The 19956-nt window shown below is 38.7% G+C and carries 17 protein-coding genes, 2 tRNA genes and 1 pseudogene; 16 read left to right on the top strand and 4 right to left on the bottom strand.

Annotated elements, in window-relative coordinates:
- Nucleotides 1-17 precede the first annotated feature (17 nt).
- From LNTAR_RS25740 to LNTAR_RS12850, 3 genes are all read right to left on the bottom strand, one after another.
- The gene (locus LNTAR_RS25740; RefSeq protein WP_007279142.1) at nt 18-830 is read right to left on the bottom strand and encodes a lipopolysaccharide kinase InaA family protein; all 813 of its coding nucleotides are present in this window, start codon (nt 828-830) and stop codon (nt 18-20) included.
- Entirely contained in the window at nt 827-1375 is a 549-nt protein-coding gene (gene orn / locus LNTAR_RS12855) for an oligoribonuclease (RefSeq protein WP_007279141.1), read from the bottom strand. The genes LNTAR_RS25740 and orn overlap by 4 nt, the downstream gene beginning before the upstream one ends.
- A gap of 78 nt (nt 1376-1453) precedes the next feature.
- On the bottom strand, nt 1454-2263 hold the full coding sequence (locus tag LNTAR_RS12850) for a c-type cytochrome (protein WP_007279140.1): 810 nt from the start codon (nt 2261-2263) through the stop codon (nt 1454-1456).
- A 251-nt stretch (nt 2264-2514) separates the two neighbouring features.
- Between LNTAR_RS12850 and LNTAR_RS12845 the strand changes: the two genes are divergently transcribed.
- The 12 genes from LNTAR_RS12845 (at nt 2515) to LNTAR_RS12790 (ending at nt 15402) form a co-directional block, all read left to right on the top strand.
- Entirely contained in the window at nt 2515-3399 is an 885-nt protein-coding gene (locus LNTAR_RS12845) for a PSP1 domain-containing protein (protein WP_007279139.1), read from the top strand.
- A 2-nt stretch (nt 3400-3401) separates the two neighbouring features.
- Nucleotides 3402-5579 (top strand): O-antigen ligase family protein, encoded by a 2178-nt coding sequence (locus LNTAR_RS12840; protein WP_040914849.1) that lies wholly within the window; start codon nt 3402-3404, stop codon nt 5577-5579.
- Nucleotides 5576-7753 carry a DUF7408 domain-containing protein gene (locus LNTAR_RS12835; RefSeq protein ID WP_157473545.1) on the top strand — a complete coding sequence of 726 codons (2178 nt, stop codon included), beginning with the start codon at nt 5576-5578 and terminating at the stop codon, nt 7751-7753. Before LNTAR_RS12840 ends, LNTAR_RS12835 begins: the two co-directional genes overlap by 4 nt.
- Nucleotides 7750-8673 carry an ABC transporter ATP-binding protein gene (locus LNTAR_RS12830; RefSeq protein ID WP_007279136.1) on the top strand — a complete coding sequence of 308 codons (924 nt, stop codon included), beginning with the start codon at nt 7750-7752 and terminating at the stop codon, nt 8671-8673. The genes LNTAR_RS12835 and LNTAR_RS12830 overlap by 4 nt, the downstream gene beginning before the upstream one ends.
- 6 nt (nt 8674-8679) lie before the next feature.
- Entirely contained in the window at nt 8680-9318 is a 639-nt protein-coding gene (locus LNTAR_RS12825; RefSeq protein ID WP_007279135.1) for a hypothetical protein, read from the top strand.
- Nucleotides 9319-9503: 185 nt separating this feature from the next.
- The gene (locus LNTAR_RS12820) at nt 9504-10319 is read left to right on the top strand and encodes an ABC transporter permease (RefSeq protein ID WP_007279134.1); all 816 of its coding nucleotides are present in this window, start codon (nt 9504-9506) and stop codon (nt 10317-10319) included.
- On the top strand, nt 10319-12046 hold the full coding sequence (locus LNTAR_RS12815; RefSeq protein ID WP_007279133.1) for a hypothetical protein: 1728 nt from the start codon (nt 10319-10321) through the stop codon (nt 12044-12046). Before LNTAR_RS12820 ends, LNTAR_RS12815 begins: the two co-directional genes overlap by 1 nt.
- A 109-nt stretch (nt 12047-12155) precedes the next feature.
- Entirely contained in the window at nt 12156-12746 is a 591-nt protein-coding gene (locus LNTAR_RS12810; RefSeq protein ID WP_007279132.1) for an ATP-dependent Clp protease proteolytic subunit, read from the top strand.
- 108 nt (nt 12747-12854) lie between these two features.
- On the top strand, nt 12855-14564 hold the full coding sequence (locus tag LNTAR_RS12805) for a histidine kinase N-terminal 7TM domain-containing protein (RefSeq protein WP_007279131.1): 1710 nt from the start codon (nt 12855-12857) through the stop codon (nt 14562-14564).
- 121 nt (nt 14565-14685) lie between these two features.
- Nucleotides 14686-14761 (top strand) — tRNA-Asn (locus tag LNTAR_RS12800).
- Nucleotides 14762-14776: 15 nt separating this feature from the next.
- Nucleotides 14777-14852: transfer RNA gene (locus LNTAR_RS12795), tRNA-Asn, on the top strand.
- A 160-nt stretch (nt 14853-15012) separates the two neighbouring features.
- On the top strand, nt 15013-15402 hold the full coding sequence (locus LNTAR_RS12790) for an RHS repeat-associated core domain-containing protein (RefSeq protein WP_274377944.1): 390 nt from the start codon (nt 15013-15015) through the stop codon (nt 15400-15402).
- Between the two features lie 203 nt (nt 15403-15605).
- Here the strand turns inward: LNTAR_RS12790 and LNTAR_RS26660 are convergent.
- Nucleotides 15606-17083 (bottom strand): annotated as a pseudogene (locus tag LNTAR_RS26660) (ISNCY-like element ISLar7 family transposase).
- Nucleotides 17084-17299: 216 nt separating this feature from the next.
- On the opposite strand from LNTAR_RS26660, the gene LNTAR_RS12770 reads away from it, so the two are divergent.
- The 4 genes from LNTAR_RS12770 to LNTAR_RS12755 all read left to right on the top strand — a co-directional run bounded on the left by LNTAR_RS12770 (nt 17300) and on the right by LNTAR_RS12755 (nt 19882).
- Entirely contained in the window at nt 17300-17785 is a 486-nt protein-coding gene (locus LNTAR_RS12770; protein WP_007279127.1) for a hypothetical protein, read from the top strand.
- Nucleotides 17786-17962: 177 nt separating this feature from the next.
- Nucleotides 17963-19129 (top strand): IS256 family transposase, encoded by a 1167-nt coding sequence (locus LNTAR_RS12765; RefSeq protein ID WP_007279126.1) that lies wholly within the window; start codon nt 17963-17965, stop codon nt 19127-19129.
- Nucleotides 19130-19199: 70 nt separating this feature from the next.
- Nucleotides 19200-19379, top strand: coding sequence for a hypothetical protein (locus tag LNTAR_RS12760; RefSeq protein WP_007279125.1), 180 nt, complete (start codon nt 19200-19202; stop codon nt 19377-19379).
- Nucleotides 19380-19381: 2 nt separating this feature from the next.
- Entirely contained in the window at nt 19382-19882 is a 501-nt protein-coding gene (locus LNTAR_RS12755; RefSeq protein WP_007279124.1) for a hypothetical protein, read from the top strand.
- The last annotated feature ends 74 nt before the right edge of the window (nt 19883-19956 follow it).

Here is a 19956-nt window from a genome sequence, read left to right as displayed (position 1 = left end):
AGCAATACCTTAAAAAACTATGAATTTCTCACGTGTTTTGGTGGTGGAGGGGGGCGTCTTGATAAACGTTTCGCCACATCTCTGAAAAGTTGTTTTGCTTGTGGCCCTCCCTTAACTTGGAGGTAATCGCATATAAAACGGTAACGTTGTGTTTTTGTGAGGTAGTATACGGCAAGACGAGCTAGGCAGGAAAGGTCAACTATGCGCCCGCGTTGAGGATTGATATTCATTTTTCTACCGCGCGGGCTATCGATCCAAAAGGATGTCCAATTGCCGTTTTTATCTTGTTTAATTAAGATGTTTCTCCAGTGTAGGTCAAAATGGAAAAAATTATTATCATGAGCTAGTCGTGTTTGTTTGAGCACTTCTTTTGATATTTCTTTAAAGATGCTATTTTTTTTATCTAGATCGCCCATTGCGTGCCATTCCTCACCGAAGTCACTGAGGTCTTTAGCATCTTCAACGGCACTAGTGACAATGAAGTTTTCATGAAGGCTTCCGAGTTGTCTGCGTTCACCATAGGCAAGGACTTTGGGGCAAGGTATGCCAATCTCTCCCATAATAACGTAATTACGAACCTCAGTAAGGCATTTAGACGGACGAAAGAAGAATTCCCAAAATTTATCGTGGAGTTGGTAGGTTTTATAGAAGGCTTTGTTGTTATTTTTTTCTAACAAAAAACAATTGACGCGCTTACTTCGGCTGACCTGTGTTCCCGCTTGAACTGTGGTCCAAGGAGCGTCCTTTGTTATGCCGAAGTTTTCAAGGTTTTTTTTCCATGACACGTCGTAGTAGGTGAAAGTTCCGTGAAGACAGGGGAGTAGTTTCATAAGTTCAAGTTAAGGACTTCGGGTAGTTTATCGGAATCTATATATGATAAATATAATTTGAGTTCGCGGAGGGACTCTTCGATATCATTCATTGCACGATGAGCATCTTGTTTATGGAATCGCAAATCGAGGAATGTTTGAAAAATAGCTTTCCAAGATGAAACATCAACAATTCTATAATGAAGTTTCTTGGCGAAGCTGGGCATGAATTTTTCAATGAACATACGGTCAAGGCTCAGTGAACTTCCACAGAGAAAAATTTGTTTATTGGCAAAGTGTTTATCCGCGAGATTTAAAAGATCAATTTCTACTTCTTGAATAAAACGGCCATTTACGGCTTCTTTGACTAAACCATTAGATGTGTGTGTTCGAGTATTCCACTCATCCATGCCGTCCAGGATAGCTTTAGGTGTGCGAATGACGGCGTGGAAGCGGTCGATGATATCAAGTTTGTGGTCAGTGATGAGTATAGCTATTTCAAGAATACGATTTTCATCTGGATCTAAACCAGTCATTTCCATGTCAATCCAGAAAAGCTTGTTCATTTGTTACCTTTGGGGCGGTGTTTTTTTTAAAAAAAAAGGAGCACCTAAAGTGCTCCTCAAAGAATGGTCTGTAAAAAACTACTTAGCTAAAGTCTTGATATAAGCCGCTAAGTTTTTCATGTCTTCTTCAGAAAGCATTTTTGCCATTGGCGCCATCATAGAGCCATGCATGTCTTTTGATGGGTCTGAACCACGAACGCCACTTTTGAAGTTTTTGAGCTGTGATACTACGTAGTAATCAGGAAGGTTGGTTAAGCCAGGGGATTTCATGGCAGGCATACCTTCAGCATTTGGACCGTGACAAGTTGCACACAGAGCGTATTTAGCTTTACCTGCAGCAGCATCGCCTGTTAAAGTGTGAACAGCTTTACCAGTTAATGTGCCAACATAGGCGGCGATATTTTTCATGTCATCGTCAGAAAGCATTTTTGCCATGGGAGCCATTTGAGCGCCAGCCATATCTTTCGCAGGGTCAGCACCACGAACTCCGTGCTTGAAGTTTTGTAACTGACGAATGATATAGTCGGCAGTTTGACCAGCTAAAGCAGGTGATTTTAGAGCGGCCATGCCTTCGCCGTTTTGGCCGTGACAAGTTGCGCAGAGAGCATACTTAGCTTTGCCGATGTCAACATTAGCATTGGCTACCGGTGAAGCGGCTTGTGCTTTAGCTTCTTGTTTTTGGGCTATAGCAGCTTTTGATTTTTCTGCACGTGATTTGATCTTTTCAGATTGTTGGTTTTGAGCTTGAGTAATAGCTGTTTGCTTTTCTGAATAACTTTCTTTTGCAGTTTTTGCGAGGCCTTTAAAGCCTACAAAAAGCATGACGGCTAGTACTGCGGAGAATGCGATGACTAATGGTCCACCAGTGTTTTTTGGTTTGCTAGACATGATGTGATATCCTTAGGTTTGTAATATATTGGTGTTAAAATTCTGTGGATGAAATTAAATCGGAACTTAAGCTTGTCAATAAAAAATTAAATTAAAAACTAAGCTTAAATTAAAATGAATAATTAATTATGTTCTGAAACTTTGAAAATCACAACTTATTTTACTTATTCACCTAGCTAATTGTGAGCTCAAGTATTGCTTTTCACATTAAAAGTTTTAGACTAACATTCGACGTCAAATTAGGGAATTTAATGAAGTTAGTTTATGAAGTCTGGCAAGAGTCCGGTCTGAGAACAGATTGTCTCGGTATAGATAATCAGAAGTTAAAGAAAAATGATGCCGTTATTTTGGATTTTGGAGCCTATAAAGAATATGCTCGTGTGGTGAATTGTCGCGGTGAATTACCAATTGAAGCGGATTCGGAAAGTCTCCCTCAGATTCTTCGTCGGGCCACACTTCAAGATCAAAATAAAGCTAATGAGAATCATCGTTTCAATCGAACGTCCTCGCAAAAAGCTGAAAAAATTATCGGCAAATCAAATTTAGACATTTCAATGGTGGACGCGCATATATCCTTTGATAGGCGACGTGCAGTTATTCGTTTTTTATCTCCCAAAAGAGTAGATTTTCGTCAGTTAGTTCGAGAATTGGCTTCGAGTTTAGGGATGAAAATAGAAATGCGACAAGTGGGTGTTCGCGATGTTGCAAAAATGCGTGGAGGGATTGGGACTTGTGGTCGGGTTCTCTGTTGTACGTCATGGATACATGAGTTTCAAAGTGTCAATGTTAGGATGGCAAAAGAACAGCACCTTTCATTAAATAATAATATCATCTCTGGCCAATGTGGTCGTCTCAAATGTTGTTTGGCTTTTGAGTATGAGGGCTATCAATTAATTTCTGAGGATATGCCACTTCATGGTAGTAAAATAATGGTGAGAGGGCAAGAGGCACGTGTACTAGATACAACGCTCTTGAATCGTTCTTTACTTGTAAGAGTGAAGCAAGATGGGCGTGTGATGAATGTGTCTCGAGAACAACTCGATGATTTAGTAGATTCAAAGGATAGTGCATGTGGCGATGACTGTGGGGCGGATACATCCTGCTCCACAGATGACTGTGGTAGTTGTGGGGATTAAGAGTGCTTGACCATTATCAAAAATTAAAGTTCGCCGAAAGAGGCTTAATACTTTGCATCTCAGTTTTATTATTCTTTTGTCCTTTGTATTTTGGTTTAAACTTTGGTCAAAATGCCGTTGAGCTTAGTCCTCTTGATTTATTTTCATGGATTTATACCTCTGCGTGGCCTCTTCAGGTTCTAACCATCGCATCCTTATGTTGCTTGTTATTTACCATTGTTGTCTATCCTCAGCGCTTAGCGAAAGAAGTTCAAAATATCTACATTTTTGTTCCTTGGTTTGCCCTACTTTTAGCGCTGTTTCCTGGAGGGGTGAGTACGACAGAAAAGGCATTTTTAAACCAATATGTGACTCATGTAGTTATGGTTTTTTCATTGTCACTCTCTGTGTGGATTGTGGTGAATCAGCACTCGAAAGTTCGTATACTCTTTGTAGGTGCAATTTTTTGCGGGGCCTGCAAATCTATATTTAATGGTGTGTATCAATATTTTTATGGTTTTCAACAGAATGTACAGAGCATTCAACAATCTTCCTTGGTTGATCTAGGAGATTTTAAAGGTCGAGCACAAGAAACTTTACTCTATGCCGATTTTGTCTTGTCAAATAGCTATGCGGCGCACTTGGTTTTGGTTTTTGGGATATTTCTCTATATGCTGACGCATATCCTCAAGTCATTTGTAGTGGATAATAAAAGGATTTTGATGTGGACTATTACTCTAGCTCTTCCTTTGGTCTTTTGTCTATTGATTACTCGGAGTCGGGGGGCGTTTGTAGCGTTTTTTATAGCGAGTGTGATTACTTTTTCACTTAAATTCAAAGCTTCTAAACGCTACAGCGTTTGGGGAGCTCTAGTCCTGCTCATGTTAGTTTCTTATCCGAGTTTATCAAAAATTGGTTCGGTGATTGTAAGGGGAGAGTATGCAAGGGTAAGTCTGGAGATGTTTCAAGAGAAGCCTTTGGGTGCAGGGATGGGCGAGTTTAGAAATGATTATCTCTTACATAAAATTCCAGGAGCGGAAGGAACAGTTTTACCGCATAACATGTCTATGTCAATTATTGGGCAAAATGGCATTTCGGGACTTATCGCATTTGCTCTTTTTGTAGGTATATTTATTTATTTGTCTAAGGTCTTGGCGGATGAAGAATGGGGCTTGAATCATTTTATTTACTGGGGCTTGTTGGCGTGGTTTATTCATGCACAATTAGACTTCAACTTTTTCATTCCTGGTACCTTAGCGACTTTTGCAGTGATGTTGGCTTTGATAAAGCGTCCAAATGAAATGGAGGGTGCTTTAGGTAAAAGGTGGAGTTCGGGCATTAATATTTTACTTCTTTGTTTGTCGGCCTGTGTGATTTTGTTTGTTAAAGACCTCTATTCACTGCATCGTTTTTCACTCACCCACGATAAATTTTTTGGTGCAGCAGTTATTGATTATCGCTTTGCAAAAGTAGGAAACACTTCATTAAATCATTGCGATTATTGTATTGAAGAAATCGAGCAAGATAATCTTGGTTATTGCCTTTCATGTGGCGTATTAGGTGACTCTAAGTATATGTCTGCAGAAAGTATTGTTGAAGAATGCCAAGTTCTTGATGCCTTAATGGAGCGTCCTGATATTTGGAAAATGGCCAGTAAGAAATTTTTAATCATGTATTTCAGGCAAAAGAATATTCAGTCTCAGGGTGGAATTGTCGATGAAGTCGCTATGGAGCAATATTTATTGGAGTCTGAGCGCTCGATGGAGAAGGCCGTTAGTGCTGAACCACGCTATGGAGTAAATTATATGACTCTTGCAGAATTACAGTTTCAAAGAAAAAAATCACCAGAACTTGTAATGGAGACTCTGCAGAAGGGGCTGAACTTAGCACCAGATAGCAGGAGAGGGCATAATTTGGTTCTCAGCTATGGTGACTATTATCGTCGTTTAGGCGTTGACTTTAAAAAAGAAGTTTTATCAAGTCATTTGAAGTTGGAGGAGATTTCTTTGGCGGGCCCAAGATTTAATAGACTCAGGGGTCGAGAATTGACGGTTGAGGAAATGCAAAAAATAGATATTTCAAGTAATAAAATGAAGCAAATAAACCTGCTTTTGTTACGAGAATTCAAAAATGAAAAAGAGCTGTTGATTCAGTATGAAAAAGTCGTGAAGTTGCTAGAGCAGCTCAAGGAGAGAGTGTGAAGTATTTATTATATATATTATTAATGTCGACGGTCTTGGCTCAAGACCTGAGGATGACAAATGCCTTCGTCAAGCAAAATGACTCAATGAAAGTAGCTTCGCAGTCCTCGGCGGTGATGAGTGTTAATTTTGAAAACAAGACTAATAAGCGAGAAGATGTTGAGTTAATATTCTTTAATTCTTCTTACCCTTTAAACACATGGAGCTATAAATTTTCCTTAGCACCAAAAACGCATTCTTCGAGAGAATTCCCCTTTAAATTAGATGCGAACTCTAGAGAGATGAAGTTGCAGTTTAAAAAGGGTGATCGAATAATTAATCAAATTACCTCTAAGGTTTTCACCAACAATATTGAAACGATTTTAGTTATAGATGACCTGCTAAATACAAAATATCTAAAAGCATCTTTCTTTAAATCTTCTCAGAGATTAGTGAATACTGTAGCTACAATTCCAGTCACTTGGGTGGAGTTAAAGAATGTTGATATACTCATTATTAACAAGCCACCTCAATCACAGTTAACAAATGAATCATTAAAGGTTATCTCTCAGTATGTCAATAATGGAGGTAGTTTATTAGTCACACATCCTAAAACTATGGCGCACATTTATGACTTAGGTTTTGGTGAGTTGTTACCTGCACAATTTCTATCTCTAGTGAAAAAAAGTGACTCCCGTGTCATGTTAAAGAAATCTTATACAAACTTGACGAGTTCCCAGGGTTTTGATTTTATGAAGGTGAAATTACTCGATGGTAGTCATGTCATGCTAAGAGATTCGAAAGATATCTTGGTGGCCGCGAAACCAGTGGGTTTGGGTTTGAGCTTCTTTTATGCATTGCCTCTGGCTCAAGATGCTTTGGGTAAAGAATCAAAAAACATAGCTGAATTCATGAAGTTTTTTATTAGTTACAGCCGTCGATTGGTTATGCCTTCTGATAAGGGAGATTCGAGTTTGGAGCGCTATACATCGAGTATGAGTGGGATGGTTGCTCCACGCAGTAGTGGCTTGTTTATGATCCTTTTAATTTATGGTTCATGTGTTTTTGTCATTTTCCTTTTGGCTAGAATCCTTAAAAAGGTTCAGTACTCTTGGGCTCTAGTCGCGAGTGTATCTGTTTTGTTTAGTTTTTATTTGATTTCTGGGCGAGACAAAATGATCAAAGTGCCCACAGAGTCGAAGCAGTTACAGTTATCTTTTTCTCATGATGTAAAGGATGGTTTAACAGAAAATGTATTCAGTGTATATGAGATAGGCGCGGGGAATTTAAGTTTTGATTCAGCAATGGGGAATACTAAAGTTTTAAACTTAAGTACTTTTGAAAAACCTAAAGCCGCTGGCTCTCGCGTAATGAGCGTTGTCTCATCAAATGAGGGTCAAAAAACTGAAGTGGACATTGAAGGCTTAAGTGTAAATTTCCTAAAGATCAGCTCTGATAAGCAAAATATTAGCTTAGGAGAAACTGAAGTGGAAGCTGAGACTTGGCGTAATTTTGCTCAGTGGAAAGAGGGCGGGGTGAGCCAGGCGAAAGAAGCCCTGAAACTTGGTATTAATGAACAAGGCCTAGTTTTGGATTCAAATGAAATCAAAGGAATTTTCTTAGGTAATAATGGGGTGATATCTTTGAATAAAGATGAGCTCAGTAAAGAAATTTTAGAGCCATTATGTGAGGGTTTGGGTCGCACGCAAGTGGCCTTTTGTAAGAGTGAAACAGTCGAAGCCGATTCGGCACGACTTAGCTTGCAGCCAGTTGTCTTAATCCCAAAATCTAAAAAGGTAAAAGTTCCAAGTGAATTTGTCGGACTTTTCTTTACAGATTTTCAAAATCTGTGGGATATCAATAGAAATAAGCTGACTAAGACCGCTACTGGGGGGATGAATCGCTGTGGATTTAGAGTGCAGGTGCCTGTTGAACTTTCAGGTTTAAAGGTAAAAGAGATTGAATTACATGTTAAGGTTGATTCCACTTTTCCTCACAAGTTGGTTTTAATCGATAAGAAAAAACGTCATAATTTCAAAGGCAGTAAGTTGACTTACGTGATGCCCAAAACGAGACATGTTAATGAATTGTATTTTGATTTAGAAATAGCCTTTGCAACGGGTTCTGGATTGCAGACCATAAAAGAATTTACATTAAAAGAATTTAATATTAGCCTAAAGGGAGAACTACCATGATAGAATTAAACTCATTAAGTAAATCGTTTGGTAATGGACGTGGTATTCATCAGGTTTCATTTACCGTTCCTGAGGGTTCAATAATGGGCTTTGTTGGTCACAATGGAGCAGGGAAAACCACGACATTTAAGATTTTAACGGGGCTAATGGACCCTGACTCGGGTAGTGCCACGATAGATGGGATTCCTGTAAAGCCGCGAAATCTAAAGAAGTTAAAACAGAGTGTGGGTTACATGCCAGATATTTTTGGTGTTTATGAGCGCATGACTGTATGGCAGTATTTAGACTTTTTTGGAGCGGCTTATAGAATCCCACGCAAACTAAGGAAAGAGCGTATTCTCAAAGCCTTAGATCTGACGCGCTCTGGCGATATGGTGGATTACCAAGTGGCCTCATTGTCGCGTGGTATGCGTCAACGTGTCGGATTAGCAAAGACAATTTTGCCAGACCCCAAAGTTTTGATTTTGGATGAACCTGCAGGTGGTTTAGACCCCCAAGCTCGAATAGAGATGCGTGAAGTTGTCTGCGAATTGAGAGATGTTGGTAAAACTATTATTCTCTCATCTCATATTTTGCCTGATTTGGGGAATATGTGTGATCTTGTTGGTATCATCAATAAAGGTAATATGGAAGCCTTTGGTAAATTAGATGATATCACGGAGTCATTGACAGATAAAAAAACTTACGTTATCGAAGTTCACAAAGATGATCTAGGTAATGCGCAACAGTTTTTATCGAATATGGGATCAATAAAAGATATTCAGCTTAGGGAGCAGCAGATTTCGTTTTCTTGTGACAAAGAAGAAGATCTTGGAGCTAAAGTCTTGGCGTACTTGATTGAGAATAATATTCGAGTCAACTCATTTAAATTACAAGAGCTCGAGTTGGAAGAAATGTTTATGCAGTTAGCTGCTAAGTAGGTTAGTATGTTTACAATTTTCCTACATGAATTAAAGCAATACTTGCGAGATGTACGCTTGCAGAGTTTTGTTTTCTTTGCCTTCCTAGTGATGGCAGGTTTTCTCTGTTTGCTGTGGCCAGAGAGTGACGTTTTTTCGGTGATTCGAGCTTCTGGGCGTCATATTTTCTCGATCATCTTATTGTTGAACTTAGCGATTATTTTAGCATTTGTACCGGCACTTTGTGCTTGTTCCGTTTCGGATGAAAAAGAAAAGAATCGTTTTGTGATGTTGATCACGACCATGCTGAAGCCTGGTGACATTATGTTTGGTAAACTTTTTGCCGTGATTACTATGCAGGTGCTGATGGTTTTGTTTTTTCTTCCCATTAGTTCTCTCTGCCTCTTATCTGGAGGTGTTAATGCCGGAGTCTTGCTCCAAGGTCAAATCATTATTTTGATCTCTGCAATTTGTTATGGTGGAGTTTGTTTGGCTGTTTCTGCCAGTGCGACAACCAGTAACTCTGCTTTAATTCGGGCCTACTTATTGGTGGCGCTTATGAGTGGCGCGGTATTTCTACCCGACCTACTGTTAAGTCAACAGAGCTTAAAGCCTATGTTGGAATTGATTCGTCCTTCAGCCCCTTTGATGCTCTTTATCAATTAGTTTACAGCGAACACCGAACTCTTTTAGGTGGTGGTACGGGTGATAATGCGATTAAATTTTTTGGTTTTAATGCCTTTATTTTTCTCATTTCCTGTTTTGTCTTCCGTGTGAAGTTATTGTCACGAAGTACCTCAAAAGCAAAACAGAGTCGTGTTAAAGAAGGGAAGAGTTGGTTTTATAAGCTCATGTTTATTTTTGATACATCAGCAACCAAGCGTTTGATTCCGATGTTGATTAATCCTGTTTTTATGGCCGAACTAAGAAGTAAGACGCTAGGTAATCCACGTTTTCTTTTGTGGACCTTCTCAACCTGTAATGCCATTAGTATTGTTTTGTTGATTGTTCTCTCGAGTGGTTATGCGACTCATTTGGGGCAGAATTCTGTTGAGTATGGCGCGGTTATTTATCAATTGGGCCTGACGGTGTTAATAGCGCCAGGAGTTTGTGCGAGTTCAATTTCGGAGGATGTGAATTCGGGAAACTTATTATTTATTCGTATGAGTCGTATTGGGGCTTTTCGTTATGTTATGGGTAAGCTTTACGCAGGCTTTATTTATATTTTCTTTATTATGGCCTGCAGCATTCCGGTTATTTTTAGTCTGAACTTCTTACAAGATGGACGAGGAGGCAACTTATTGCCGATGATATGGTTGCTAGCCAGTACTTCACTTTGCTTTATTTGCGCGAGTTTATTCTTTTCGTCAATTTCAAAGACGAGTGCAGGTGCCACTGCTGCTTCCTATATTTTTGCCTTTACGATCACGCTCGGAACTTTGTCTGTACTTCTTTTTGCCGACAAATTGGGTGAAGAGTTAATGAGAAATATTCTTATGATCAACCCAGTAGCGGGTGGATTACGTAATACAGACCGAATGTTCACAGATTTCTTAGAAGGTTCATTTTGGCAAATTAATGTGGTGTTTTTAATTGCTACTTCAGCTTTGTTATCAATTTTAGGTGCCATGAAAGTTGGACGGCTCATGAGTAGGAGGAAGGCATAATGATTGCGATTTTATTAGCGGGAGTTCAAATTCCAGTAGCCGATTATCAAGAGATTGTTATCGATCGTCCATTAATGGCTCAGGATTACCCCAAGCATTACACTCATTACGAGTTGCGAGACAAGTTACTAGATGTGGCCATGAAGCAATGGTCTCATTATAATGTAAATGAAAAAAAATCTCTTTTAAATGAGATGAGTAAAGTGACGGAAAGTGAGAAGCTTTCATCGGCTTTGTTGAAGTTGTTTAAATCTGAATCGAATGAGCTTATTCAGTACCAAATATTATCGACTTTAACTTATATGAAGCAAAGTGCTTCCAGTCTCAATCAGTTAAAGGAAATTGCTAAAGATGAAAAGTTTTCAATGGGTGCTTTTGCGGTTCTCGCAAGAAACCTTAAAGCAGATGAACTTAAGTCTTATTTAAAGCGTTCCGATGCATATATAGTTACGGCGTGCTTGGCTGAGAATGTTAATGATCCACAAGTTTTAATAAATGCATTATCCCAAGCGAAAGAGGATTATCAAAAATCATTGATTTTACGTCAATTAGCTAGGATTTCGCAGGATTCCGCGTATGCAAAATGTGAAACGGATTTCCATAGAAGTCAGTTCACAGCAGTAAGTCGTTCAAAGTCTTTTTTGGTCAAGCAAGCGAAAACAAAAAAATTCGCTAACCAAGCCTTGATGCGTATGAAGGAGCTTGGTTGGAACTCGGATTTTAATCAAGTCGCTAAAGATATTTTACTGAGTTCAAGTGTGGAAGTACAAGTGTCTGCTTGTGCTTTATTAGCAGAGAATAAAGTGAATATGCCATTCTTGCTTTCTAAGCTTAATACTTTACCGGAAGTGGCGGGTATCGTTGCCTTGGATGTGTTTGTAAATCATTCAGTGCCTCCCGCGCTACAGAAGCAATTCTGTCAATTAAAGAAAAATGCTGATGGAGTGAACATCAAGAAATTAGGTGTTATGGAAGATCAGGCGCTTGTGCAGGGTCAAAAAAATACCTTTCAGTTGATTCGTCAGAGTCAAAATTCTGCCTTAGTAGAAGCTGGCTTGCGTTATTTGGGTGTGATGAAAACCTCAGTGGATAAAAGCTTTATTGCTAAACAGTTAAAGCATAGAGATATGCCTCGCCGTCATGGTGCCGTTTTTTACCTTGCGTCATCCGCAAAAAGCACTCAGCTTTCGGGTTTAGTTAAATACACTCAAGGGAGTGATATGGCTATTCGAAAAGCCTTCTATGATGGGGCAGCTCATAATCCTACGGTTAATTTTAGTAAGCTTATTACGCCAGGTTTAAAAAATCGGAAAGATGCGAAGCATAATCCTCAGCCAAGTTCTGAAGTTCGATCCTACATAATTTGGGCAATGACTAACAGTAATCATGTTCACAACCAAAACTTATTTGAGTTGAAAAAACTATTGACTGAAAAGTTGGTTAAAGTTCCAATGAGTGAAAATGTCTTTGACCCTTCTTATGTTCGAGAAAATGCTTATCTCTGTCTCGCGCATTGGGCAAGCAAGGGTTCAAAAGAAGGCAAGCGCATGTTTAGTGAGGTTCAAGAGTTCGTGGAATGGCAGAAAGAAGAGGGTCTAGAGTATAGTGAGAGTTTTGATCAAGTTCTCGATATGACTGAAGCACTTCTGCAGGGAAAGAAAATTAATAAGAAATATTTTTATACAAAGGCCTTATCAATCAGGTTGATTGATAGCCCGATTAGGTAATAAGAGTGGGGCTTGAAAGCGTGTTTTCCACTTCCAAGCTAGCTTGGAACTATTGGAAAAAATGAAACTGAGCCTATTGTTGCCTATATTTAAAATTTAAGGAGTTAAAATGTATTTTCGTTTAGAAGATGAAGAAAAGAAAAAAGAGCAAGATCCTGGTGGAATGATGAAGGAAATGCTTGATACGAGAACGATTATTATTGCGGAAGAGATTTCGCCAGAATTATCACGTCGTGTTTTAAGTCAATTGATCCTGTTGAATAAGAGATCCGAGAAAGAGCCTATTTATGTTTACATCAATTCTGGTGGTGGTTGTGCGGACTCTGGTTTCACAATTTACGATATGCTTCAATTCTTTAAAGCGCCAGTTTTTACTGTTTGTAGTGGGATGTGTGCAAGTGCCGCAATTTTAATTTTCTTGGCGGCTAAAAAAGGCAAAAACTTCTCTCTTCCTAACTCACGTTTTATGCTGCATCAGCCAAGTACTGGAGTAAGAGGTACAGCTTCTGATATTGAGATTACAGCGGAAGAAATTAACAAGACTCGCGTAAGATATAATCAGATTGTTGCCGATGTTTGTAATAAACCTTTGGAAGAAGTTAGTAAAGATGCGGATCGTGACTTCTGGATGAGTCCTGCAGAAGCGAAGAAGTACGGCATGGTGTCAAAAGTTATCACTTCTTTTGCAATGCTTAAATAGCTGACTTTAATATCTATTTATAAGAGCCTTCCATTGTGAAGGCTTTTTTTTTGACTTGAATAAATGCGATCAGAAGTTCATTTTATAAGGTAGGGAGAACTGTTATCCATGTCAAATATTTATTCTTTTTTACCATTTGTAGCCTTTTTGAGTAATGCCGTTTTGTTGGGTGTTGGCCTGCACCGTGGTATGTCCAAAAGAGTTCATCGTGATTATGTCTATTTTATGGCCTGTGTTACGGCGTGGACTTTTGGCGATTTTCTGAATTGGAACTGGTCGCAGATGCCACATGAATTTACGATGACGATTTATCGCCTACAGGTTCCATCATACACTTTCTTAGCTTATTTCTTCATGCGTTTCATCTATTCTATGGTAGGCAAAGAGGAAGATTGGTTTTATAAAAATTTCTATGTCATCCCACTGACAGTTTCTCTGGTTGGGGTCTTTACTCCTTATATGGTTTATTCATATACTCCCGTATGGTGGGGGTTGAGGCATGAACCAGGAATATTGTTTATCCCTGCGGCCATCATCTGTGTTTTTGCGCCGGCTCAGTATGCCTTATGTATCTTGTTGAATTTTAAAACGGCTAAGGATAAGAATGAGCGTTCACAGCGTAAGCTGATGATTGCGGGTTGTTGTTTTGTCTTGTATGTAGGTATGTATACAGATTTGGTCGCCCCTCATTTTATGGGAGAGGGATCAACTATTCAGGCGGCAGGGTCAACAGTTGCGATTATGGCTTATTGCATGCACCGCGCTATTTCAAAATATTATATGTTACCATTCTCTTTAGGTGATCTAGTCTATGAGTTGTTTCAATCATCTGAACAAGGTGTGTTGATTGTTAATTCAAAAGAAGAAGTCACTGATATGAACCCAGTGGCTTTGAGAATGCTGTGTTTGGATAGGCCAGGTGAATATCAGAATGATGCGAGACGCTCTTTGAAAGAATTGATTCCAGAGGTAGTGGAGAGTTCCTATAGCAAGCGAGTTGAAATTATTCGTGAACGCAATGGTCAGGATATAGTGTTAAAACTTCATATTAATAAGCACTCTCGAGTGGCGGAGCAAGACTCAGGTTGGGTTATTGTGGCGACTGATGTCACAAAAGAAAGAATTCAAAGAGATCGCTTAGAAGGTGACCTAGTACTGGTGCGTGAGCGAAGTGCTGAATTAGAAGAGCAATTGATGTCCTTGTCGGAAAAAACTTCAGTACAAAATGACATAGCAGAGTTAGATCGGCGATCGCAGTTATTGGATCAGCTTTTAAGTAGTTTGAGTAGTAGGCTGGAGTCTTTCGATTTAAAGAATGATTTAGATCGCGAAGGATTTAATAAGTTGAAACTTTCTCTGTCCTACCTTTACAATGAGTACTCATATGAATCCTTTGATGTTAAAAAAATATTTTCTGAGTTTTTTAATAAGTTAAAGATAGATGATGGAAATGAAAAGATTGAGATAGAGCTTCCCCATCGGGACTTTTTAGTGCGAAGTTCTCCAGCAAACTTTATACAGCTGTTTTCGATGTTTGAGGCCTTGTGGCGATTAGAATCGGTTAAAAATAAACTTAAGCTTAGGATGTCGGTAGAGGACTTGGGGCCAGAGTGCAGATTGAATTTTTACTTTGCTTACCCTAATAGGGCGGTGAAGGCAGATGGGACGCAAGAATTTGAAAATAAAGACTTTAAATCATTAGAAGAATTATTTCTTCAGTGCTTTGCTTTGTCTCGTGTGAGTAACTTCAAAGCACAACAAAAGAACCCTTATGAAAAAGAAATTTCTTTTGATTTTCTAGTGCCTCTGGCTAAGTAGATTTTGAACTGAAATCAGTGAAAAATCGCACTTTGAAAAAAAAGCCAAAAATCACTTAAAAAAGTTCGTTTTTCGGGCTTGTAAAAAATTCCGCTTAAGTTATGGTTGTGCCCGTTACTAATCCGCGATAGCTCAGTTGGTAGAGCAGGAGACTGTTAATCTCTTTGTCATAGGTTCGAGTCCTATTCGCGGAGCCAAGTAACCCCAGATGTTCCGCGATAGCTCAGTTGGTAGAGCAGGAGACTGTTAATCTCTTTGTCATAGGTTCGAGTCCTATTCGCGGAGCCATCTGTTCCTCCCCCCCCCCATTATAGATCAAGATTGAAGTGGTAAACTCATCTCCACATTTGCGCCAGTCGCAAAAGTTTTATCTCCCTCAGTAATTCGCCTTTTCCTGTCTTGTATTTGTCGCTCGGGTTTTATATCTCCTGGTGATTTCAGCTAAGAAATAGTTTTTGGCTGGACTGGCATGTACAAAGACCCCTTTACTGGGCTGTATCATACGCATTTCCGTGACTATGACCCAATCCATAATAGATGGTTAAGTGAAGACCCTAGTGGTTACGCTGATGGATTGAACTTGTATGCTAGTTATATCGGTATGGACTTTCGTGACCCGTTAGGTCTTGAGGCATTGAGTGATGATATGCTTGAAGAGATACTGGGTAAACTTCAAAATATAGCTGATGATGTAATGTCTATGACTCATCCAAGTGACTTGAGATCAAAAGCTAACATAGGGTCATGGTACCATACACAATATCAATTAGCTGTTGAAAAGTTACCCGAAAAATATTTGAAATTTATAATGGTTGAACAAAGTATAAATAGTGCGTGACCGAAAACCCAGTGTTTATGAGTTTGTTGATGATTTTAAGTTAATATAAAAATTCAAAATATGGTTATACGTGTCGTGCAGTCATAGTATTATCATTTTTTTAAGGCCTAGGCGTCAGAACAAAGGCTTTTTTTCTATTTATTCACTAAGTCAAGGCAGGAGAAAGTACGCCGTGAATGGCGTTTTTATTATTATGAAGAGCTTTAAGCGCTTTTTCTTTTTCTACGTAGGACTTTGATTTCTCTGGCCATGATGATAGCACCAAGATGATGGATATTACTGGCACTTATCGCCATAGCGGCATAACGTTCGAAATTAGGAGTACCCTTATCAGGGCATCGGTCAAAACCATGACTTTCAAGAGCGTTAATAGCTGATTCAACTGCGGGGTGTTGTTTGCGAGCGACGACAAAGGCCTCCTTACTTTCACGCTCTTGAGCAGCTTTATTTCGGCGACCTTTTACAGGGAGGTGAGCTCTTACCTCTAATGCTTCAATGCGGGAGTGATTATTTTGACCATCCTTATCTACCTTTGAATAAAAACCCTTATCAAAACTCATCGATGTCAGCCCAGGGTACAGCTCCTTACTTTTACGAACCATTTCAACCGCCACGTCTTTATCCTGCTCGCCCTTCATGATCCTATGGTCGAGATAAAGCCAAACTGATCTTCAACTACACATACCTTCACGCCAGTTCCTGACGAATCCCAGCTTTTCCTTTGCATATCCATTCTGTGTGAGGTTCAAAAATCGAATACACCTTTTCATCGGGTGAAATAGTCTCTCCATTAAGAACTCTACGACTTATTTGCTTAATGAATAAGTCCGTGTAATCCATGTTTAACTGAAGCTTGGGACACTCTTCATCTAAAGAATTCTGGAGAGTTCTTGCTTTGAGTAAATGAGCTCGAGCCACACTAAGGTAATCCTTAATTATCTCCTCTATTTCTAAGCGACGTTTTCCTTTCGCTCTCTTTCTTCGAGTTAGAGTGACGCATCTTGCTCAGTTTATTATAAAGGCTATGGAATTTCTTTTGCTGGCTTTTTACTTCACGCCAGCCAGTGATTTTCAAAGATGAAGCCAATTTGCCTCCGATGCTCAATACTTTGCGTACAGAATCTTTTAATAGATTCAAATCAGTGGGGAAATGAACATTCGTTTCAAAAACAAAAGAATCGCAACGACTATGTAATTCTCGTTCTTCTGGGAAAAGTAATTCATGGCTGAAAGCAACTACGAGCTTACTAATTTTATTGGCAATTTCTTTTGTAAAAAGGCTAACGTTATCGTGTATTGTTTGGCGTCCTGTAACTATGTCGACATCACAAAAAAGATCAACTCCACAGATCTCCCGAATTTTGTGATGATAATCATAGCAACTTTTGAGCTTGTCATAATCCCAATTACAGCTCAAACGCAAAGTGCCTAAAACAAAAATAACCCAGAGATCCATTCCTTTACGTCCATCATTCCAGGATGTTCCTTTAGGAACTAATTCAGACAAAACATCTTGGATTTCTTTGAGTAAAACTTTGTTTCGATAAATTTCTTGTAAACCACGAAGAGTTTTGGTTATTTCATCACGGCAGTATGTGTCGAGTCTCACTTGTTCAATTGGCGTGACTCCGAGAAGTGGGTTTTCTCCTAATTCTGCTTGTGTACTTGTAAAATTACGCATGCTATATGACACCTTGGGTTCTTTTATTTTATCTGTATCCTATTGGATAAAAGTAGTTTATGATGAAGTACTATACATTTAAACAAAAGTTTTATAGGGTGCTTTAATACTGTTTTCTAGAAAAACTCACAACTTATTTTCCTTATAAATTATTATACTTAAAAGACTTAGGTTCATTTCGGTCAGGCACTAAATAAAGACGGCAAAGCTATAGGTATGCAAAAATGGACAGATAAATTTAATAAAACAGTTCAGCGTTTTGCTCCAGGCTCTCGTAGACCCGATATTATGATTCTCAAGAAAAGCAAAGATTCCTTTAAGAATAAATTTCTTTCGGGGTCAGTTGAAACAATAGTAGATTTAAAGACTGGGGCTAAAGGGTTAGAGGATGCTTGGGTAGGAGATGTTGCTCAAAGATTAAATTTACCTCCTAACAAGATTCTATATGTAAGACAAGGTGAAAATCTTAAAAAAGGGTATCGAATAGCACAAGAAGCAGTAGAACAAGTTCGTGAAGCTCAAATTAGAGGCGGTGGACTTGGAGGTAAGGCTCTCGGAAAGTCATTATTAATAGCAGGAGTATTCCTTGCTTATAATGATGCTATAGCCAACGGCATGGAGGGAGAGAAAGCTCTAGCATATGCGGCATCATCAGTAGTTGGAGGGGATATTATTTATGATACAACAGAATATTCAGGGTAGTGTCCCAAATTTTCTGTAAATTCTGCTATTGCTCTACTTTAAGAGTTATGAATAGCTTCCGAGACTTCGCGAGAATGGGAACTTTCTCGTCGGAGCGAAATTGAGGAAGTTGTTTGTAACTCGGGGTAAAGAAGATGCAGAGTGGTGTTGTACCAAAACAACCCACAAGGAATTATTATGCACCACTCTACACAAGAAAACAGTAGCGTCTTATTAGAAATGATCCAACAAGTTACAGAAAACGGCGAAAGCGGAATGCTTGAAGCGATGAGAGTTTTATTAAATGAAGCGATGAAAGTGGAGAGAAGTAATTCTCTTGAAGCTGATCCATATGAACGTAATGAAAGTCGCTTGGGTTATGCTAATGGCTATAAAAATAAAACTGTAAACACTCGACTTGGAGCAATGAAGCTTAATATCCCTCAAGTCAGAGGTGAAATTGATTTTTATCCAAGTTCTTTGGAGAAAGGCTTGCGAAGTGAACGAGCTTTAATGACAGCTATGGCAGAGAGTTATATTCAGGGGACATCGACTAGAAAGGTGACTAAACTTTTAGAGAAAATATGTGGTCTATCTGTAAGTAAATCACAGGTATCCCGTGTGGTAACTGAGCTAGATGAGAGTTTAGAAAAGTGGCGCAACCGTCCTTTAGGTAAATATTCTTATCTTTTGGTGGATGCGAGATACGAGAAGGTTAGAGTAGATAAGACTGTTCGAGATTGTGCTTTACTTATTGCCTATGGAATAGATGAATCAGGAAAACGTTCAGTCCTCGGAACAAGTGTTTCTTTAAGTGAAGCGGAAGTTCATTGGAGGAACTTTTTTCTGTCATTGAATGCTCGAGGACTCCATGGCCTCAAGATGATTACCAGTGATAGTCATTCGGGCCTAAAAGCAGCGTTAAAGACTGTATTTGGTTCTATCCCATGGCAGAGATGTCAATTTCACTTACAGCAAAATGCTGGTGCTTATGTCCCTAAGAAAGCTATGCGCTCAGAAGTAGCTCAAGATATTAGAGATATCTTTAATGCACCTTCAAAGCTTGAGGCTGAAAGGCTTTTAAAGCTTACTTGCTTAAAGTATGAAGAAAAGGCTTCACATTTATCTGAATGGATGGAATCTGCACTTCCTGAAGGCTTTTCTGTATTCGATCTCGAGCGTTCTTGTTGGACAAAACTGAGAACGACCAATATGGTTGAAAGACAGAATCGAGAAATTCTCAGGCGAACTAGAACCGTATCTATATTCCCAAATGAAGCTTCACTTCTTAGATTAGCATCCGCTATTCTTATGGAATTAGATGAAACCTGGATAGCTACAAAAAGAGTTTATCTATCTGTTTAACTAAAATTGGTCAACACCAATTTACAGAAACAACGGGACTCTATCATATTCAGCTGAGATGTTATGGTTGATGTCGAATAATTTTGCTCATAATTCACCAATGGGTAAGCATGTAAATGGTATCTACCGTGAACTAGCACGTACTAATGGCCCTGGTGTAGATGCCGGTGGAAAAAAATTGGATGCCTTATTAAATTCAAAACGACCTGTTACGGCAGGGGACTCACATTTATTAATAGATAGAGAATAGTTATGTCTGTACAAATCATAGTTTCAACTCCAACGTATTTTTTTAAGAACGATGGAAAAAATATTACATTATTTAATTCTTTAATTAAAAACATTTATTCAAATGACAATAAGTTAAATAAATGTTTTCATGTTGAAGATCTTCCGCACAAAGAGTTTTTGGTTTTATTAAGTATAAGTGCACATTATAACCCCATCTCTCATAAAGAAGGTGAAGCTGATTTATATCTTCCTGGAGATTTTAATACTTGTGAAATAGATGGTTCGATTTTTGGATATGATGGAGATCATATATTAGTAGCATCATTAAGTTCCTACATTAAAATGCTTGAAGATTTGAAAGAGAGTGTAAGAGCTTTTAGACTAAAACCTAACTCTGAATTGTTAACAAAAAATGGTTTAAGTATAGAGGAAGACTTAGCACTTGAATCAGTAATTGATATGCAATTAAGTTGTGCAAAAATAAGTAAAGTTGAAAATTGCCCAATTTTTATGTCATCGTGAAAATCCTCCTATCAAAAAAATGCTTTAAACTTTTGAGGGTAGTTATAAATTAAAACTCCACCCAAAAGCTTAGT

It is taken from the genome of Lentisphaera araneosa HTCC2155 (genome assembly GCF_000170755.1).
GTDB lineage: Bacteria > Verrucomicrobiota > Lentisphaeria > Lentisphaerales > Lentisphaeraceae > Lentisphaera > Lentisphaera araneosa.
The sequence above is the reverse complement of the archived record's forward strand: the minus strand, read 5'-3'. Positions and strand labels throughout refer to the sequence as shown.

What these genes read in the sequence shown, in the direction of transcription:
- LNTAR_RS12805 (WP_007279131.1), top strand. Translation starts at nt 12,855, where the DNA reads ATGTCAAATATTTATTCTTTTTTACCATTTGTAGCCTTTTTGAGTAAT.
- LNTAR_RS12820 (WP_007279134.1), top strand. Translation starts at nt 9,504, where the DNA reads ATGTTTATTTTTGATACATCAGCAACCAAGCGTTTGATTCCGATGTTG.
- LNTAR_RS12830 (WP_007279136.1), top strand. Translation starts at nt 7,750, where the DNA reads ATGATAGAATTAAACTCATTAAGTAAATCGTTTGGTAATGGACGTGGT.
- LNTAR_RS12810 (WP_007279132.1), top strand. Translation starts at nt 12,156, where the DNA reads ATGTATTTTCGTTTAGAAGATGAAGAAAAGAAAAAAGAGCAAGATCCT.
- LNTAR_RS12770 (WP_007279127.1), top strand. Translation starts at nt 17,300, where the DNA reads ATGCAAAAATGGACAGATAAATTTAATAAAACAGTTCAGCGTTTTGCT.
- LNTAR_RS12845 (WP_007279139.1), top strand. Translation starts at nt 2,515, where the DNA reads ATGAAGTTAGTTTATGAAGTCTGGCAAGAGTCCGGTCTGAGAACAGAT.
- LNTAR_RS12755 (WP_007279124.1), top strand. Translation starts at nt 19,382, where the DNA reads ATGTCTGTACAAATCATAGTTTCAACTCCAACGTATTTTTTTAAGAAC.
- LNTAR_RS12765 (WP_007279126.1), top strand. Translation starts at nt 17,963, where the DNA reads ATGCACCACTCTACACAAGAAAACAGTAGCGTCTTATTAGAAATGATC.
- LNTAR_RS25740 (WP_007279142.1), bottom strand. Translation starts at nt 830, where the DNA reads ATGAAACTACTCCCCTGTCTTCACGGAACTTTCACCTACTACGACGTG.
- LNTAR_RS12760 (WP_007279125.1), top strand. Translation starts at nt 19,200, where the DNA reads ATGTCGAATAATTTTGCTCATAATTCACCAATGGGTAAGCATGTAAAT.
- LNTAR_RS12825 (WP_007279135.1), top strand. Translation starts at nt 8,680, where the DNA reads ATGTTTACAATTTTCCTACATGAATTAAAGCAATACTTGCGAGATGTA.
- LNTAR_RS12815 (WP_007279133.1), top strand. Translation starts at nt 10,319, where the DNA reads ATGATTGCGATTTTATTAGCGGGAGTTCAAATTCCAGTAGCCGATTAT.
- orn (WP_007279141.1), bottom strand. Translation starts at nt 1,375, where the DNA reads ATGAACAAGCTTTTCTGGATTGACATGGAAATGACTGGTTTAGATCCA.
- LNTAR_RS12850 (WP_007279140.1), bottom strand. Translation starts at nt 2,263, where the DNA reads ATGTCTAGCAAACCAAAAAACACTGGTGGACCATTAGTCATCGCATTC.